This is a genomic window from Flavobacterium sp. ALJ2, from assembly GCF_015594725.1.
Classification (GTDB): domain Bacteria; phylum Bacteroidota; class Bacteroidia; order Flavobacteriales; family Flavobacteriaceae; genus Flavobacterium.
Window position 1 is genome coordinate 54,481 of the sequence record NZ_JADNRC010000014.1, and the last position, 16,886, is coordinate 71,366.

Sequence of the window (16,886 nt, forward strand, 5' to 3'; positions counted from 1 at the left end):
TTAAACAAAAAATTATTACATTTGCTTCACACTTTAGGGGTGTCTACAATAAAGTAGGCTGAGATTTTACCCTCTGAACCTGATCTAGTTCATACTAGCGTAGGGAAAAGTAAGATGACTTCTGCGCGCATTTTTATGCGTAATAGTAGCCATTCCTAAAGTATAACTATATACTAAATTCTGAAGGAATGGAACTAAAAATCAATCAACAAACTAAACAATTCAATGCTGAATCTCTTAGCATTCAAGCATTGCTCGACCTCGAAATTCCCAACAAACAAAATGGCATTGCCGTTGCCATAAACAATACCGTTATTCCAAAACCCATCTGGAATACTCATATCCTAAACGAAACCGACGAAATCTTAATTATTTCTGCTACGCAGGGAGGATAAATTAATTTAATTATTCAAAAAATTAAAGATTTAAAAATTGTAGCTACAAACTTCTTTTCAAAGTTTTGCTTTCAATTTTTAAATCCTTCAATATTTCAATCTTTCAATAAAAAAATATGACTAACGAAGAAAAAATATCCAGAACTCCTTTTCCTAACTCCAATAAAGTATATGTTAACGGAGAAATACATCCCATAAAAGTTGCTATGCGCGAGGTAACACTTAGCGACACAAAACTTTCTAATGGTCGAATCGAAAAAAATCCTTCTCTAACAATTTATGACACATCGGGTCCTTACACCGATCCAAATATCGAAATCGACATCCGAAAAGGATTGCCTCGCCTAAGAGAAGAATGGATTTTAGGTCGAAATGATGTAGAAATCCTAGACAAAATTAGTTCTGATTACGGACGAATGCGATTAAACGATGAAAATCTAAATCACTTACGTTTCGAATATTTACATCAACCAAAACGTGCCAAAAAAGGTGCAAACGTAACGCAACTTTATTACGCTAAACAAGGAATTATCACTCCCGAAATGGAATATATTGCCATTCGCGAAAACCAACGTATAGAATTATTAAATGAGCAAACTAAAGCCATGCAATGCCAACACACTGGACATAGTTTTGGTGCCAATACTCCAAAAAGCAAAATAACTCCTGAGTTTGTACGAAACGAAGTAGCAATTGGTCGTGCTATTATCCCAAACAATATAAACCATCCCGAAAGCGAACCTATGATTGTAGGGCGTAATTTCTTGGTAAAAATAAATGCTAATATTGGTAATAGCGTTGTAACATCGACCATCGAAGAAGAAGTTGAAAAAGCAGTTTGGGCTTGTCGCTGGGGAGCCGATACCATAATGGATTTATCTACGGGGAAAAATATTCACGAAACCAGAGAATGGATTATTCGTAATTCGCCAGTACCAATCGGGACAGTTCCCATTTATCAGGCATTAGAAAAAGTAAAAGGAATCGCCGAAGATTTAACCTGGGAAGTTTTCCGTGATACTCTTATCGAGCAAGCAGAACAAGGAGTTTCTTACTTCACTATTCACGCAGGTGTTTTATTACGCTACATTCATCTTACTGCCGAACGTGTAACAGGAATTGTATCTCGAGGCGGATCTATAATGGCAAAATGGTGTTTGTTTCATCATAAAGAAAACTTCTTATATACCCATTTCGAAGAAATTTGCGAAATCATGAAACAGTATGATGTAGCATTTTCTCTAGGAGATGGTTTACGTCCTGGTTCTATTGCCGATGCCAATGATGCTGCACAATTTGCAGAATTAGAAACCCTTGGCGAATTAGCCAAAATTGCTTGGAAACACGATGTTCAGGTATTTATAGAAGGTCCAGGTCACGTGCCAATGCATATGATTAAAGAAAACATGGACAAACAATTGGAACATTGCAACGAAGCTCCTTTTTATACTCTTGGACCATTAACTACAGATATTGCACCAGGTTATGACCACATCACTTCGGCCATTGGAGCTGCAATGATTGGTTGGTACGGTTGCGCAATGTTATGTTATGTTACGCCAAAAGAACATCTTGGCTTACCAAATAAAAAAGATGTAAAAGATGGTGTTATCACTTATAAAATCTCAGCCCATGCTGCCGATTTAGCCAAAGGACATCCGGGAGCACAATATCGCGACAACGCATTGAGCAAAGCCCGTTTTGAATTCCGATGGGAAGATCAATTTAATTTATCATTAGATCCAGATACAGCAAGAGAATTCCATGATGAAACACTTCCTGCTGAAGGTGCCAAAATTGCTCATTTCTGTTCGATGTGTGGACCAAAATTCTGCTCTATGAAAATATCACAGGAAATACGTGATGTTGCTGCAGCCGAAAAAGGAATGCAAGAGAAATCGGAAGAGTTTATTGAGCAAGGGAAAGAGATTTACATTTAATTTCAGAATAAAGAAGCTAGAGACAAGAAATAGAGCAAAGAAAAAAGATTATGATAGTGCTGTCAAATCCAACTGGAATAGCAAATGAAATCAATGTAATCCATTCTCTTTTTGAGGAAGGATTACAATTGTTTCATGTGCGAAAACCCAATTATTCTCTAAATGAAATGATTTCGTTTATAGCACAGATAAATCCTGAATTCCGACAACAATTGGTATTACACAGTCACCATGAATTGATAGAAAATTTCAAAATCAACCGAATTCATTTTACTGAAGAAAAAAGAAAAAACAATCTTAATATTCCTGCAAGGTTTACAAAACTTTGTAGGTCTAAAAATTTAGTTTTATCGACATCAACACATTCTATTGCTGATTTTAATGCAATAGCTCCCGAATTTGAATATGCTTTTTTAAGTCCAGTTTATCCAAGTATTTCTAAAGGGAACTATTTTCCTGAAAATGATTTATTAGAAGCCATAAAAAACAGAACTAATACAGCTACCAAACTAATTGCTTTGGGTGGAATTAATGCTAAAAACATAGAAGATACATTGGCAAATGGTTTTGATAATATTGCTTTGTTAGGAACAATTTGGAATACCAAAAACCCAATTAAAAATTTTAAATCATGTCAGAAAATCGCCCTTTCGTACTTACAATAGCTGGTTTTGACCCATCTGGTGGTGCTGGAGTTCTAGCAGATTGCAAAACATTTGAACAGCACAAAGTATATGGACTTGCCATCAATACAGGAAATACCATTCAGACAGAAAAAGAATTCTCTGAAATAGAATGGACAGCACTCGATTTTGTATTACGATCTATAAAAACACTATTTGAAAATTATGATATAAAGGTTGCAAAAATTGGGATTGTGCCTTCTCTTCATTATTTAAAAGAAATTGTTTTTGGTATAAAAGAACTTTCTCCTAAAACTCAAATTGTTTGGGATACGGTTTTAAAATCTACTACAGAATTTGATTTTATTACAATCGAAAACAAGTCCGATTTAAGCGAAATACTTTCTAAAATTGATTTGATTACACCAAATTACAATGAAATAAAGAAACTATTTCCTGATTTCGATTTTAACGAAAGTAAACTAAACAAAGATATCCCAACAGCTATTTTATTAAAAGGCGGACATAATAACAAAGCTATCGGAACTGATTATTTATATAGCCAAAATAATTTTTTTGTGCTTATGCCAAATAACACCAAATGTTATGCAAAGCATGGCTCAGGTTGTGTATTATCATCGGCTATTGCTTCTAATTTGGCTTTAGGCCAAGATTTAAAATCAGCCTGCATAAATGGCAAAAATTATATCGAAAAATACTTGAATTCAACTTCAACCTTAATCGGATATCATTATGTATAATAAACTACAATACATCTCGCAAGGAAACACAATCGAGGCACAGTTGTACAATATTCATCAGGCATTAGATAATGGCTGCGATTGGGTACAAATGCGTTTTAAAAACCAAACCTCAAAGAATTCTTTCGTTTTAGCCGAAGCTGTAAAATTTTTATGCGAAGAATATCTCGCCAATTTTATCATCAATGATAATGTATACCTAGCACAACAAATTGCTGCTGATGGAGTACATTTAGGTCTTTCGGACACAAAAATAGAAGAAGCCCGAGCCATATTAGGAAATACTAAAATCATTGGTGGAACTGCCAATACGTTTAAAGATATTTCAAATCATATAAAAAATGGCTGTGATTATATTGGTCTTGGTCCATTTCTGTTTACTACAACCAAAGAAAAACTAAGTCCGATTTTAGGGTTAGAAGGATATAGTGAGATTATACAAAAGATAAAAAACAATAATCTCGAAATTCCGATTTATGCTATTGGCGGAATCACATTAGAGAATGTTGATCAATTAATAGAAACTGGAATCCATGGTATTGCCGTCTCAGGAATAATTACCAGAAGTCCCGAAAAAGGAAAACTCATTACACAACTTAACGAAAAATTATATGCAAACGTCATTATTTAAAATAGGCGATAAATTACTTGAATCCCGTTTGTTTTTGGGAACAGGGAAATTTGGCTCGAATCTGGAAATGGAAAAAGCAATTTTGGCTTCAGGAAGTGAATTAGTTACGGTTGCTTTAAAACGTATCGATTTAGAAACTGAAACCGATGCTATTTTATCGCATTTAAAACATCCAAGGATTAATTTATTGCCAAATACTTCGGGTGCAAGAAATGCAAAAGAAGCAATATTTGCCGCGCAATTAGCTCGTGAAGCTCTTGAAACCAATTGGCTAAAACTCGAAATTCATCCTGATCCAAAATATTTAATGCCAGATGCTATCGAAACTTTAAAAGCTACAGAAGAGCTTGCCAAACTAGGTTTTATAGTTCTCCCTTACATTCATGCCGACCCAGTTTTATGCAAACGTCTTGAAGATGCAGGAACTGCGGCAGTAATGCCTCTAGGCTCTCCTATTGGCAGCAATAAAGGTTTGAAAACAATAGATTTTTTAGAGATTATAATCGAACAAAGCAATGTTCCTGTAATTATCGATGCGGGAATAGGAGCTCCATCTGACGCCGCAAAAGCAATGGAATTAGGTGCTGATGCTGTTTTGGTTAATACTGCTATTGCTGTAGCAGGACACCCAGAATTAATGGCTGAGGCTTTTAGAGAAGCTGTAATTGCTGGTCGAAAAGCATACGAAGCTAAACTAGGGAAACAATATAATCAAGCCATTGCTTCGAGCCCATTCACTTCTTTTTTATATGACTAATTTTTAATCTCTCGCAGATTTGGCAGATTAAGCAGATTTATTTGATTTAAAACATGTCAAAAAAAAATCTGCTTAATCTGCCAAATCTGCGAGGAAAATATTTTATTTAAAAAGCAAGATTTTTCTTTAAATTTGATTTAAAAATTAAAATCAGTATTATGTCAGAAAATGAAATTTCATATAAAGTAAGAGGTGCTATTTTTACAGTGTATAACACTCTTGGTCCTGGATTATTAGAATCTGTTTACGAAAGCGCTTTATTTTACCAATTAAAAAAAGATGGATTAAATACTATTAAACAAATTAATTTACCTGTTAAATATGATGATGTAGAATTAGACATCACTTTTCGATTAGATATATTAGTTGAAGACAAAGTAATTATTGAATTGAAATCTGTTGAAGAATTAAAATCCATTCATTTTAAACAATTAAATACTTATCTGAAATTAACCAATAAAAAACTAGGGTTATTAGTCAATTTTAATTGTGTAAATATTCTAGATAATATACATCGAGTAGTAAACAAAATTTAATCTGCCTAAATCTGCGTGAAACAAAAAAATCCAATGAACACATTCAAATCTGTTTTTAATCAATACGATTGGAATACCATTCAATCTAAAATATACCAAACGTCCTCTCAAGATGTAGAGCGTGCGTTAGCCAAAAACAAACGAAATCTTGATGATTTTCTTGCCTTAATCTCTCCCTCGGCTTTGCCTTATTTAGAGCAAATGGCGCAAGAATGCCATGAATTAACAAAGAAACGTTTCGGAAAAACAATCCAAATGTACGCGCCACTTTATTTAAGTAATGAATGCCAAAATATTTGTACGTATTGTGGTTTTAGTCTGGACAATAGAATCAAACGAAAAACACTTTCAGATACCGAGATTAAACAGGAAGTTGAAGCTTTAAAGAATGTTGGATTTGACCATGTTTTATTGGTAACTGGTGAAGCAAATTATACCGTAAACATTAATTATTTCCTGAATGCGATTACTCAAATAAGAGAATGTTTTTCGATCATTTCTGTCGAAGTTCAGCCGCTTTCTACCGAAGAATATGAATGTTTGCATGAAGCGGGCGTATATTCTGTATTAGTATATCAGGAAACGTATCATCAGGAAGTCTATAAAAAATATCATACCAAAGGCAAAAAATCAAATTTTGATTTTAGATTAGAAACTCCCGATAGAATCGGAACTGCAGGTATTCATAAAATTGGATTGGGTGTTTTGTTAGGTTTAGAAGATTGGCGCACGGATAGTTTTTTTAATGCTTTGCATATCGATTATCTTCAAAAAAAATATTGGCAAACAAAGTATTCCGTTTCTTTCCCTCGATTACGTCCTGCAGAAGGAATTATCAAGCCTAATTTTATTATGGATGATAAAGACTTAACGCAACTTATTTGTGCGTACCGATTATGGAATGAAGATTTAGAAATCTCGATATCGACGCGTGAAAATGAAAAATTTAGAAATAATATTATCCCTATTGGAACAACAAGCATGAGTGCAGGTTCAAAAACCAATCCTGGTGGGTACGTCGTTGACCCACAATCATTGGAACAATTCGAGATTAATGATGAACGCTCTGCACAAGAAATCGCAAAAATTATTACTAATAGTGGCTACGAACCTGTTTGGAAAGATTGGGATAAAAATTTTAGTCATAAAGTCGAAAACCTTAAAGTCTTAAAGTAAAAACTCTTTTTACTTCAATTCTAACTCTCAGCATTCGACATTTGACTTTCGACTAATTAACTTTAAGACTAAATTTTAATGAGTATAATACAAGATTTTTTACGTTACAACCGCCAAATGATGTTGCCTGAAATTGGTGACATCGGTCAGGAAAAAATAAAACAAGCAAAAGTGTTGGTTATCGGTGCAGGAGGTTTGGGTTGTCCTGTCTTGCAATATTTAGCAACTGCTGGAGTGGCAACAATTGGCATTGTAGATTTTGACATCATAGAAATCCACAATCTGCATCGCCAAATTTTATATACTGAAGATACCGTTGGTCAAGCCAAAACTTCGACTGCCAAAACTGTAATCGAAAAACTAAATCCATTAATTACAGTTATCCCTTTTGAAGAAAAATTAACTCCAGAAAATGCATCTACTATTATTGAGAGATTTGATATTGTAGTAGATGGTTCTGATAATTTTAAAACCCGTTATTTGGTTAACGATACTTGTGTAAATTTAAACAAGGCATTAGTTTACGGAAGTATTCTAAAATTTGAAGGACAGATGGCTGTTTTTAATCATAACGGTAGCAAAAATTTACGCGATTTATTTCCAGAAATACCCGACCCAAAAGACGTTCCTAATTGTAATCTTAACGGCGTCCTAGGAACATTACCTGGGATAATTGGCACTATGATGGCACATGAAACATTAAAATTAATTCTAAATTTGCCTGCATTAAATAATGAATTAGTACTTTTTGATACGATACACTGGAACTTTACTAAGTTGAATTTCTAGAAAATAATTTCATCTCCAACGCTAATAACTCCTGAATTTAAACTCACAATATTGGTTCCGAATAAAACGGAATTATTAACTACCCGATATTTACTTAAAGTTTTTAGAGGTTCTTTTTTTAATTTACCATTTTCAGGATCATTATTGACCATAATACATCTTCCACATGGTTTTACGTTTTTAAATTGTACTTCTCCAATTTTAAAAGTCGTAAAATCATCTTCTTCATGAGGAGTTTGGGTCCTTATTACAATATTTGGGCGAAATCTTAAAATGGTAATTTTATCTGCTAATTTTTCATTTAGAAAATCTAAACTTTCACTTCCTATCATTAAATAAGGATATCCATCAGCAAGACTTACATTAAAGGTTTCTTTTAGTTGAGAACTTTCATGTTTACGATCTCCCGATTTAATGATTTTAACCAGTTTACATTCAAAACCTAATTGTTCACTAAACCAATTTGAAGTCAACTTATTTACCTCAACCACTTCACTTTTATCATCCCAGACATTTACTTCTATCGGATTATCTAAATGTTCTTCAATAGAAAATTCGTGCTTATAATCCTGAAAAGTAATGTTGATTTTTCCATCTGAAATTTGTGGATAAAACTGACTTAAAATTCGATGTTCTCTTTGTGTTATAAATTGATTTTTAGCATCAATTAACATCCATCTCCGATCATTCTCGAATCCCATTTCTTCTGCAAAAGCATTTTGGTAACTAATTCCCGCTAAGCTTTTTATCGGATAAATATAAATTTCTTTTACAATATAACTTGCACTCATTATTTCTTGTTTTCTAAAATAAACATAAATTCTTCACGCTCAATTTCACGGCAACCTAAACTTTCCAAATGTGGATTATAAACCTGGCAATCTAAGAGTTTATAATTTTCGTTTTTTAATTGAGTTACTAAAGCAATAAAAGCTACTTTGGACGCATTAGATACTTTCGAAAACATACTTTCTCCACAAAAAACATGTCCTAAATCTACACCATATAAACCACCTACCAATACATCATTCTCCCATACCTCAACTGATTTTGCAAAACCCATTTCATGAAGTTTACAATAGGCTTCGATCATGTTATTAGAAATCCATGTTCCATTTTGACCATCACGTTTTATTTTCTGGCAATTCGAAATTACATCTCTAAAATTCTGGTTGAAAGTAACCTTAAAACTATTTCGATTAAGAATATTGCGCATACTTTTGGATACAATTAATTCGTCCAAAAACAAAATCATTCTGGGATTAGGTGACCACCAAACTATAGGTTCTCCCTCGTTAAACCAAGGAAAAATTCCACTACGGTAAGCCAATTGTAGCCGCTCAGTAGATAAATCACCTCCAATTGCTAAAACTCCATCATAATTGGCTTCTGAAACTGGTGGAAAAAATAAAACTTCAGATAAATGATACATCTTTAAGTAAAATATAAAACCCGACAAATTTAAAAAATTGCCGGGTTTGTTTATTATAAAATCAAAACCTATTGATTAAAATGGTAAATCATCTGGTTCGTCTTCGTTTAAGTTTGTTGCTGGTGCAAAAGCTTCTGCAGCAGGCATTGGAGGTGTTTGAGCTGGAGCAGTATCTAATCTTTCGATTCTCCATCCTTGAATACTATTAAAGTATCTCGTTTCTCCTTGTGGATTAACCCATTCTCTTCCTCTTAAGTTAATAGAAACTTTTACTGGATCTCCTATTTTATAATTACTCAACAAATCGCATTTATCTTGAGTAAATTCGATCATGATATGTTGAGGATATTGCTCTTCTGTAGTTACTACAAGTTCTCTTTTCTTAAATGATGCACTAACTTGTTGTTCTGGATTAACAACTTTTACTTTTCCTGTAACTTCCATCTCCGTTTTTATTTAATTGTTATTTATTTTTTTATTTTTTTAGCCAAAAGTACTTTCCAGGCCGATATTACATCGTTTTCATTGAGATACTTTTTAGCTTCTTGGTGCACTTTTACCTCATCATCTGAACTCAATACTCCTTTTACAGAAAAGTTTTCTTTCACAAATATACTAACTTCTTCTGTTGTAGGCAAGGCTTCAATATTGCCTAATTTACCTAAGTCATTCCCATCAAAAACAGAACTAGTTTTTACAAAATCTGGTACGGCATCTACCCCCACTCCAAGGGTTGTAAGCGGTTTTTCAACTTCAAAAAGCCCTTGATTTGACCTTGAATACCAATTACTTCCTAAACGAGAAACCAAGTCTATTTTATATTGATCTATTGCTCCATTTTTATCTAAAATTGCTTCATGTATATGAATTTTAACCACTTCACAAAGAATAAGATTTCCAGCTCCACCTTCAGCTCCTAGAGGTATAATCTGAGTTACTTTGCATTCAAACTGTACGGGTGACTCTTTTACTCTGTACGGTTTTACAATATCTGATGGAATTTGTGTTAATCCCGATTTTATAAATTCATTTACTCCATCAGCATATTCTGTACTTGCCAACGATGTTTGTTGCACAATATCATAATTAACTACATTAATAACAACTTCCCGTGTCGCTTCAGCATTTATTAAAGTATGTTTTATAGAATTATCACGTACTCTTCGAGATGGTGAAAAAACCAAAATTGGCGGATTGGCACTAAAAACATTAAAGAAACTAAATGGTGATAAATTCGGTTTTCCATCTTTATCTATAGTACTTGCAAAAGCAATAGGTCTTGGTCCAACCGCACTTTGTAAATAACCTTGCAATTTTGCAGTCGGAATTTCCTTTGGATCAATACTAATCATACTTTTATTTTTCTAATCATTTTTAGAAGACAACAAAAGTACATAAATCGTTTAAGTTTCGAAAGAAGTCTATTAATTTTAAAAATAAAAATCTTTATACGCGCACAAAATATATACTGTGTTTATTTCGTTATATTTATACCTCAAAATTTAATTTATGTTTTTTTCAGATAGAAGAAATACAACCCGATGGATTATTATTTGCGCTTCCTTTTTGATTATTTCCTTAATTCTTTGGAATACTTATACCTTTTTTCAAATTTTTAAAAATGAAGAGCGGCTAAAAATGAATCTTTGGGCAAATGCTCAAAAAACATTAATTAATGCTGATGAAAATACCGATGTCGAATTACCTCTTCAAATATTTAGTAACAACACTTCAATTCCTATTATCTTAACTGAAAAAGATAGTATTATAAGCGCTATAAACATTGATGAAACTATTATAAAAGATAAATATAGAGCTTCATCCTTTTTAAAAAAATTAAAACGGGAAAATGAAGCAATTGTAATCGAATATGCCCCAGGAAAGCATCAGGAACTTTATTATGGTAATTCCGAACTATTGAATAAACTCAAATATTATCCCATTGCTCTATTGTTGATTATTTTCTTGTTTGGAGGCTTGGTATACAATTTTTACAGAAGTACAAAAATGGCTACTCAAAATAAACTCTGGGCAGGAATGGCTAAAGAAACGGCACATCAAATAGGAACTCCTCTATCGTCATTGATTGGTTGGGTTGAATTCTTAAAAACCGAAAATATTGACGAATCTATTACTTCTGAAATTGAGAAAGACATCGAGCGCTTGCAAACTATCACAGATCGTTTCTCGAAGATAGGATCTACTCCTGTCCTTGAAAACAAAGATATTGTTCAGGAAACAGTAGATACTTATGATTATTTACAATCTCGTTTCTCAAAACAAGTAAATTTTTCCAGCCAGATGCCTGAGACTCCAATTATGGTTATGATTAATCCGATCCTTCATAGTTGGACTATCGAAAATTTGGTAAAGAATGCCATTGATGCTATGAAAGGAAAAGGTGATTTGACATTGAAAATTGAACAAGACGGAAACTTAGTAAAAATAAATGTTTCGGATACAGGAATCGGAATTCCTAAAAGCCAATTTAAAACCATATTTGAACCTGGGTTTACGACCAAAAAAAGAGGTTGGGGTCTGGGACTTTCGTTAACAAAAAGAATTGTTGAGGAATATCATAGTGGAAAAATAAAAGTCTTGCAATCTGAAGTAGGTAAAGGAACAATCATCCAACTGAATTACAAAGTAAATTCTCCTTCATAAAAACAAACTCATTTATGAATTTAGTAAGTTTAAGTAAACTTATTTAATTCATAGGGATTCCCATCCAGGTCACTTTAGAGAACATTGTCTTTCTTACTAGCTTTGATTTGCTTAAATATTTCTCAACAAATAAAAATTGTTCTTCTGCCTGACTTAATGTTTGATTTATGCCTGCTGACAAAGAAGTAACATTTCCTTGATTATTTTTAGAAACTGTTCCAATATTATCTAACAATTCTTTACTTTTTAAAAGTTTGTTTCTTGGTGACTCAATCATTTTTTTCAATTCTTCATCTGAAATAGTAGGCTTAAATTGCTTATTCCTAAAAGCAATAAATACATTTAATTCATTAACGCCTTCATTATAGGAACTTACAATTTGGTTAAATTTTAGAATTTCAACTTCATTTCTTTTATAAGATAATCTATCAAAAATCATTGCATTTTTAACTCCATTTTTCTCTATACGATTTGCTGAACTTATTAACTTGTCTATATCTGATAATGATTTGTATTTTTGAATTTCACCATCAAAATCAAAAAGGGCTTTCGATTTATTTATAACAAAATTACCTGCATAAAACTCTTGATTTGTTATTGGGTAATTAAGGAATTGCCACATGTAATCAAAAGGCATATGTGAAGTTATTATTTTAGCTGGATCAGTTTTAAAATAATAGCTGTTTATTTTTTTAACAAATTTTCCTCCGTTTACATAACCTGAGCCCCATGTAGGATCAAAAAGAAACCATTTACCGTTTATTTTTACACCACACCAAGCATGAGAAATATAATCTGTAACCCCATTTTGTTTTGTATATCCTTCTATAACAAATGACTCAATACCAATCTTATTTGAAACATCATTAAAAACTTCTGCGTAGTTAATACAAACTCCTTTTCGGGTTTTAAGCGCTTTGTCTATTTTATCTTGTCTCGTTTCATTAAAATTCACTGCAAACATGTTTTGAACATCATAACTGATATTTGAAGCAGTCCAATAAAAAACAGCTCTTATTTTATCGTCATCATTTTCAAAATTGTTCATTATGAAATTTGCAATATCCTGAGTTGAATTAATATAGTTTGCGGGTATTTTAGACATTTGTTTATCTACTGCTTCATAGCTGTTTTTAACTTGTCCTACTGTCATGACCGAATAGAATGTGGTCAATAAAACTATATATCTTTTCATTATTAAAACTTTGGCTTTAAAAAAAAAATCACAATTTACAAATTGTGATTTTCTAAACTTAAATATATATTTCTTTTATAAATTAGCCTGAATACTTTTGGCCAAAGCCTCAAATTCTTCTTTAGTAAGCGACACTTTATTATGGAAACGCATTTCATCCATTTCATTAAGCGGAATTAAATGTACATGTGCATGAGGAACTTCAAGTCCCACTACTGCCATTCCTACTCTTTTACATGGAACTGTTTTTTCTAAAGCAATAGCAACTTTCTTAGAAAACTGCATTAATCCAAGATATAGTTCATCATCCATATCAAAAATCTTATTGATTTCCTGCTTTGGGATACAAAGTGTATGTCCTTTGGCATTTGGGTTTACATCTAAAAATGCCAAGAAATTAGCATCTTCAGTTATTTTATAACTTGGAATTTCTCCGTTTACTATTTTGGTAAATATTGACATTGTTTCGTTCGTTTATTTGGTTAATCGTTTAACCGATTTAACGATTAAATAGTTAAGCTAAAAAATTTAATCTCTTGTGATTTCTAATATTTCAAATTTCAAAATACCATTAGGAACAGTGATTTCTGCAATTTCACCAACTGACTTACCAAGTAAACCTTTCCCAATTGGAGAAGTCACTGATATTTTCCCTGTTTTTAAATCTGCTTCACTTTCAGCAACAAGAGTATAGGTCATTTCCATACCGTTGCTTTGGTTTTTAATTTTTACATTAGAAAGCACCAATGCTTTAGAAACATCTAATTGCGACTCATCGATTAATCTAGCGTTCGAATACACTTCTTCCATTTTAGAAATTCGCATTTCAAGTAGACCTTGTGCTTCTTTAGCTGCGTCATATTCGGCGTTTTCAGATAAATCACCTTTATCTCTTGCTTCGGCTATATCTTGAGATGCCTTCGGACGCATTACACTTTTTAAGTGCTCCAATTCATCTTTTAACTTTTTTAATCCTTCTGCTGTATAATAAGATACTTTACTCATAACTTCATCATTTATATAAATAGAAAAAATCCCATCGGGACGGGATTTCTTATTACAAAGATACTATTATTTTTAATAGTACATAATTATATGTTAATCATATAGATTTCAAATCTAATTAAATTATTTTTGTTAGACTAATTCTTTTTATAATAATGAAAAAAATCTGGCTTATACCCCTGTTTGTTATCTTACTCGTATCTTGTAGCAATAGTCGTGAGAGAGGTAAGAACCCTAACGTTCCTAATTATTCAGTAAATCTTACAGTAGATACAAATTTACCTTTGTATAACAATCTAAAATTCATTAGCAATCCTGTTTACATTCCTAATTACGGTGTCAAAGGCTTAATTGTAATGAAAACAGGTGAAGGAACTTATAATGCTTTTGATGCTGCTTGTCCTAATCAGGCCATTTCAACTTGCAAAGCCATGACTATTGATGGCATAATGGCTGTTTGCTCATGCGATAAAAGCACCTACAATCTATATACAGGATTAGGTGATCTTGAGTATCCTATGAAACAATATCGTGTCGATGCTGCTGGAAATATATTACGTATTTACAATTAAAATAAAAAAAGCCTGAAAAAGAAATTTTTCAGGCTTTTTAAATATAAAACTAAATTGGATTAAAACTTAAGTGTTAATCCTGCTAAGAAATTAATTCCTGCTTGTGGATAATAAGACGGATAGATATCCCACATGGCTCCGTTTGAAACATATTTTTTATCCAGAATATTATTTACCAATCCTGTTATGGTGATTGATTTGAATATTGATTTGGGCTTAATTTCATAAGAAACGTTCAAATCGTTTGTAAAATAATCAACTAACTTAGCTGCTGGTAATTCTATATTATTCATGTATTGTTGTCCTACATACTTTTGCAATAGCGAAACATACAATCCTTCAATTGGTTTGTAAACAATAATATTCCCTACTATTACTTCCGGAGAATAAGCTATACTTGTAGTTCCATAATTTTCGCCTTCTATAGCCAAATCAATATTTTTATTGCTACTCAACGTAAAATTAGGTCTTATTATAAATTTATCCGATAAGGTAATAGTCGCATCTACTTCTAATCCTAAACGGTAGCTTTTTTCGGTATTAGCACGAATTGGAGCTCCAACATCATCTAACCTTCCTGTTAAAATTAACTGATCTTTGTATCCCATATAATATACATTTGAAGTCAATTGTACTTTATCTGAGTTATATCTCCAACCCAATTCAAAATCATTTAATTTCTCTGGCTTAACATTTCCTCCTTCATAATCTGTTCTGTTTGGTTCACGATTGGCTCTTGCATAAGAGAAGTACAAGGTGTTTTTTAAGTTCATTTCGTAATTTAAACCTGCTTTTGGATTAAAGAAATTAAAATTATCATCGACTAAACCAGTTTCTTTGCTATTGGCTTTATATTGTACATTTCGATATTGCAAATCTCCGTAAAAACTCAACTTTTCTGTTAATTGATAATTTGCTTTTGCAAAAATATTCCCGTCTGTTTTAACTGAATGATCATCATAATAATGATCCCCAAGTTCTGTTTGACCAGCATTTCTCGCCCATATCACTTTACCAAAATGATCTCCTTCATACCTATTCCAGCCTCCTCCTAAAATTACATCTAGTTTTTCATCTTTAAACGTTAAAGAGAATGTTGTTCCGTAAAAATCATTATCCAATAATTTTTGACGAATTAAATCAGTACCTGGAACCAAAACTCCAAAACCATCATCTACTAGTTTAGTGGGTTGAATCCCTCCGTAACCTTCAACCGGTTCATCATATTTATAATTTTCGTAGTATCCTTTTCCTTTAGTATAGTGAAGTGCAAAATTCGTACTCCATTTCTCGGATATAAATTCACTCCAATGCAATTGATAATGGTTTTGATTATAATTATCTGTTTCATTATCATAAAAACGTGTATTCCCTAATGCATCTTTATACTTTCCTGCAGAATTATATGTTCTGTCAGTATTTAAAGTTTCTGCATCGATACCATTCCAGGATTGATATGTCTTTTCGGTTCCTCCAAAAACCAAAGCTTTGATTAAAGTCGTTTTACCTACATAAGTTCCTTGCAGGAAATACGATTTTAAATCTGTACTGGCTCTATCTATATATCCATCTGATTTTATTGTAGATAGGCGTCCTGCTATTTCAAAATGATCATTTAATAATCCTGTACTAAACTTAACAGTGTTTTTTAATGTATTAAATGTGCCGATTGAAGTAGCAATTTCACCCTTAGCCTTTGTAGCATAACTATCGGTCAATAAATTCAAACTTGCTCCAAAAGCACCTGAACCATTTGTTGAGGTACCTACTCCTCTTTGTAACTGTAAGCTCTCTACAGAAGAAGCAAAATCGGGCATATTCACCCAAAATGTCCCCTGACTTTCTGCATCATTATACGGAATTCCGTTTATGGTAACGTTTACCCTCGTTGCATCGCTCCCTCGTACACGAATTCCTGAATAACCTATTCCGTTCCCAGCATCTGAGGTAGTAACAACCGATGGCATATAGTTCATAAGCACAGGTATATCCTGACCTAAATTTCTGAATTTAATGTCTTTCTTATTTAAATTACTAAAACTTACTGGTGTTTTCGTAGTAACACGCACTGCCGAAACTAATACATTATCAAGCTGATTTACTTTGGTAGTATCTTGTACTTGCGCAAACGAAAAGAGAGAATAGAGGAAAAAAAATAGAGGAAAGAAAATAGATTTAGTTCTTGTAACATGAGTCTTAGAACCTTTGCAACTTAGTACCTCAGTACCTTTAATAGAAATAGTATTCATCCGTAAAAAGATTACGAATAAAAGGGGGAATTATTCTTTTGTTAAATTAATAAATGATTGTTTCATGACAAAATATAGCATGTACGCCAACAATTGTCATTTTTTCCCTTAGCAACATTACTTGCTCAGGTTCTTTGGGTATGATCTCAGCTCGTTATTTA

General features: G+C 32.5%; 19 protein-coding genes and 1 riboswitch. Of the genes, 11 read left to right on the plus strand and 8 right to left on the minus strand.

The features are described 5' to 3' along the window. The first annotated feature begins 25 nt into the window (after window positions 1-25). Window positions 26-123: riboswitch (TPP riboswitch) on the plus strand. Between the two features lie 65 nt (window positions 124-188). From thiS to IUY40_RS15505, 9 genes are all read left to right on the plus strand, one after another. Further along, window positions 189-395: a sulfur carrier protein ThiS gene (gene thiS, locus IUY40_RS15465; RefSeq protein WP_195737761.1), complete on the plus strand. Its 207-nt coding sequence runs from the start codon at window positions 189-191 to the stop codon at window positions 393-395. A 116-nt stretch (window positions 396-511) separates the two neighbouring features. Next, window positions 512-2,335 (plus strand): phosphomethylpyrimidine synthase ThiC, encoded by a 1,824-nt coding sequence (gene thiC, locus IUY40_RS15470; RefSeq protein ID WP_195737762.1) that lies wholly within the window; start codon window positions 512-514, stop codon window positions 2,333-2,335. A 50-nt stretch (window positions 2,336-2,385) separates the two neighbouring features. Continuing rightward, window positions 2,386-3,000 carry a thiamine phosphate synthase gene (locus IUY40_RS15475; RefSeq protein WP_195737763.1) on the plus strand — a complete coding sequence of 205 codons (615 nt, stop codon included), beginning with the start codon at window positions 2,386-2,388 and terminating at the stop codon, window positions 2,998-3,000. After that, the gene (locus tag IUY40_RS15480; RefSeq protein WP_195737764.1) at window positions 2,967-3,719 is read left to right on the plus strand and encodes a hydroxymethylpyrimidine/phosphomethylpyrimidine kinase; all 753 of its coding nucleotides are present in this window, start codon (window positions 2,967-2,969) and stop codon (window positions 3,717-3,719) included. The genes IUY40_RS15475 and IUY40_RS15480 overlap by 34 nt, the downstream gene beginning before the upstream one ends. Further along, window positions 3,712-4,350 carry a thiamine phosphate synthase gene (locus tag IUY40_RS15485; RefSeq protein WP_195737765.1) on the plus strand — a complete coding sequence of 213 codons (639 nt, stop codon included), beginning with the start codon at window positions 3,712-3,714 and terminating at the stop codon, window positions 4,348-4,350. The genes IUY40_RS15480 and IUY40_RS15485 overlap by 8 nt, the downstream gene beginning before the upstream one ends. Beyond that, a complete protein-coding gene (locus tag IUY40_RS15490) occupies window positions 4,331-5,107 on the plus strand; it encodes a thiazole synthase (RefSeq protein ID WP_195737766.1) in 777 nt (258 codons plus the stop codon). The genes IUY40_RS15485 and IUY40_RS15490 overlap by 20 nt, the downstream gene beginning before the upstream one ends. A 158-nt stretch (window positions 5,108-5,265) precedes the next feature. After that, window positions 5,266-5,643: a GxxExxY protein gene (locus IUY40_RS15495; protein ID WP_195737767.1), complete on the plus strand. Its 378-nt coding sequence runs from the start codon at window positions 5,266-5,268 to the stop codon at window positions 5,641-5,643. A 33-nt stretch (window positions 5,644-5,676) separates the two neighbouring features. Continuing rightward, window positions 5,677-6,819, plus strand: coding sequence for a 2-iminoacetate synthase ThiH (thiH, locus tag IUY40_RS15500; RefSeq protein WP_195737768.1), 1,143 nt, complete (start codon window positions 5,677-5,679; stop codon window positions 6,817-6,819). A 78-nt stretch (window positions 6,820-6,897) separates the two neighbouring features. Continuing rightward, window positions 6,898-7,608 carry a HesA/MoeB/ThiF family protein gene (locus tag IUY40_RS15505; protein WP_195737769.1) on the plus strand — a complete coding sequence of 237 codons (711 nt, stop codon included), beginning with the start codon at window positions 6,898-6,900 and terminating at the stop codon, window positions 7,606-7,608. On the opposite strand, the gene IUY40_RS15510 is transcribed toward IUY40_RS15505, so the two are convergent. From IUY40_RS15510 to IUY40_RS15525, 4 genes are all read right to left on the minus strand, one after another. Then, window positions 7,605-8,399 carry an MOSC N-terminal beta barrel domain-containing protein gene (locus tag IUY40_RS15510; RefSeq protein ID WP_195737770.1) on the minus strand — a complete coding sequence of 265 codons (795 nt, stop codon included), beginning with the start codon at window positions 8,397-8,399 and terminating at the stop codon, window positions 7,605-7,607. The genes IUY40_RS15505 and IUY40_RS15510 overlap by 4 nt on opposite strands. Continuing rightward, window positions 8,399-9,040, minus strand: coding sequence for a leucyl/phenylalanyl-tRNA--protein transferase (gene aat / locus IUY40_RS15515; RefSeq protein WP_195737771.1), 642 nt, complete (start codon window positions 9,038-9,040; stop codon window positions 8,399-8,401). Before aat ends, IUY40_RS15510 begins: the two co-directional genes overlap by 1 nt. A gap of 75 nt (window positions 9,041-9,115) precedes the next feature. Beyond that, window positions 9,116-9,484, minus strand: a complete 369-nt coding sequence (locus IUY40_RS15520) for a DUF3127 domain-containing protein (protein WP_195737772.1) — start codon at window positions 9,482-9,484, stop codon at window positions 9,116-9,118. A gap of 23 nt (window positions 9,485-9,507) precedes the next feature. After that, window positions 9,508-10,392: a flavin reductase family protein gene (locus IUY40_RS15525; protein WP_195737773.1), complete on the minus strand. Its 885-nt coding sequence runs from the start codon at window positions 10,390-10,392 to the stop codon at window positions 9,508-9,510. A gap of 157 nt (window positions 10,393-10,549) precedes the next feature. Here IUY40_RS15525 and IUY40_RS15530 point away from each other — a divergent pair, with 157 nt between their 5' ends. After that, window positions 10,550-11,704, plus strand: coding sequence for a HAMP domain-containing sensor histidine kinase (locus IUY40_RS15530; protein ID WP_195737774.1), 1,155 nt, complete (start codon window positions 10,550-10,552; stop codon window positions 11,702-11,704). Between the two features lie 43 nt (window positions 11,705-11,747). On the opposite strand, the gene IUY40_RS15535 is transcribed toward IUY40_RS15530, so the two are convergent. The 3 genes from IUY40_RS15535 to greA form a co-directional block, all read right to left on the minus strand. Next, window positions 11,748-12,899: a transglutaminase domain-containing protein gene (locus tag IUY40_RS15535; protein ID WP_195737775.1), complete on the minus strand. Its 1,152-nt coding sequence runs from the start codon at window positions 12,897-12,899 to the stop codon at window positions 11,748-11,750. Window positions 12,900-12,974: 75 nt separating this feature from the next. Then, the gene (locus tag IUY40_RS15540) at window positions 12,975-13,361 is read right to left on the minus strand and encodes an HIT family protein (RefSeq protein ID WP_195737776.1); all 387 of its coding nucleotides are present in this window, start codon (window positions 13,359-13,361) and stop codon (window positions 12,975-12,977) included. Between the two features lie 66 nt (window positions 13,362-13,427). Then, a complete protein-coding gene (gene greA / locus IUY40_RS15545) occupies window positions 13,428-13,904 on the minus strand; it encodes a transcription elongation factor GreA (RefSeq protein WP_195737777.1) in 477 nt (158 codons plus the stop codon). Window positions 13,905-14,059: 155 nt separating this feature from the next. Here greA and IUY40_RS15550 point away from each other — a divergent pair, with 155 nt between their 5' ends. Beyond that, a complete protein-coding gene (locus tag IUY40_RS15550) occupies window positions 14,060-14,476 on the plus strand; it encodes a hypothetical protein (RefSeq protein WP_195737778.1) in 417 nt (138 codons plus the stop codon). 59 nt (window positions 14,477-14,535) lie between these two features. On the opposite strand, the gene IUY40_RS15555 is transcribed toward IUY40_RS15550, so the two are convergent. Continuing rightward, entirely contained in the window at window positions 14,536-16,725 is a 2,190-nt protein-coding gene (locus IUY40_RS15555) for a TonB-dependent receptor (protein ID WP_195737779.1), read from the minus strand. Window positions 16,726-16,886 lie beyond the last annotated feature (161 nt).